Annotated in this window: 2 protein-coding genes; both read left to right on the top strand. The window is 48.5% G+C overall.

Annotated elements, in window-relative coordinates:
- The coding region (locus A3762_RS23075) for a flagellar basal body rod C-terminal domain-containing protein (protein WP_156493689.1) at window positions 1-187 on the top strand (187 nt) is incomplete at its 5' end.
- Window positions 188-205: 18 nt separating this feature from the next.
- A partial coding sequence (gene flgL / locus A3762_RS23080) for a flagellar hook-associated protein FlgL (protein WP_068757843.1) occupies window positions 206-1,393 on the top strand: 1,188 nt, incomplete at its 3' end.

A 1,393-nucleotide genomic window follows, 5' to 3' on the forward strand; every position in this document is an offset into this window, starting at 1 on the left:
TCTTGAGAGTGAGTCTGCCAAGGCTTTGCTAGATCAAACATCCGGTCTAAGAGACTCAATCGCAGCGGTGAACTTAGATGAAGAAGCAGGCAAATTAGTGCAGTTTCAGGCTGCATATAACGCCTCTGCACAGGTGGTCTCGGTGGCACGAGATTTATTCGATACCCTGCTAGGCGCATTTAGATAGAGATAGGAACGAGCACATATGAGAATCTCTACAGTACAGATCTATGACAGAGCGATGTCGTCTATTCAAGATGTCACCGCGCAACAACAGAAAACGCAGCAGCAGCTCGCGTCGGGCAAGCGCGTACTGACGCCAGCCGATGATCCTGTTGCTTCCACGCGTATTCTAGAGCTGAAACAGGAGCTGTCGGTTAATCAGCAGTTTCAACGAAATGTTGAATTGGCTGAAGGGCGTTTATCACTGCAAGATGATCGCTTAGGTGGCATCAACGAAGTGATTGAGCGTTTGAGAACGCTTGCGGTTTCAGCGGGTAATGGTGCGCTTACAAAAGACGATCTAGGTTCGATCGCCGCAGAAGTAGAGTCACGTCTAGACCAGTTAGCAGGGCTACTCAATGCACGCGATGCAAGTGGCGAGTATGTATTCAGCGGATTTCAAGGCGGAACACAGCCCTTTCAACAAGACGATTCTGGTTCGTATCGCTACCATGGTGATGAAGGGGTTCGTTACGTTCAAATCGACGCTTCAGTCACCATTCAATCAACTATCAATGGGCAGGCTATTTTCGAAGATATGCCCACCTATACGAACTCATTCTTTACGCGAGCCAGCGAGGGAAACCAAGCAGAGCCGCCGGCAACAATTACGGTCGGTCAAGTGGTCGATCAAGCTGACTATGATGCGTTTTATCCTGAAGATTTGGTGATTGAATTTACATCGCCAAACACGTTTGATCTCCGTGAGAAATCGACAGGGTTAACACTTCAGTCGAATGTCGCGTATGCACCAAATGGCACGATCAACGCTCAGGGTACTCAGTTCGAAATTCGGGGAGCGCCAGCCACGGGCGACACTTTTACAGTTGAATCTACCGAGAAGCAAGGTTTGCTTACAACGGTAGAGAAGTTCGTCTACGGCTTACGTAACTTCGCGCCGACGACAGATGGGCGCGAAGCGTTTGAATCCTTACTAGAAGGGACGATTGCCAACTTTGATTTTGCGGCAACATCGGTGCTTGAGGCGCGAGGCCAATTGGGAGCGCGTCTCAATACGCTCGACACAGGGCTAGAGCAGTTAAAAGATGCGGAGATTCTTACCCAAGAAGTACTAGGTAACTTGGAATCCATTGATTACGCAGAAACAGTAAGTTTGCTGTCATTACAGCAATTTAGCTTGGATGCCGCGTATTCATCTTTTAATCGTATT

The sequence above is a fragment of the Oleiphilus sp. HI0125 genome (genome assembly GCF_001635355.1).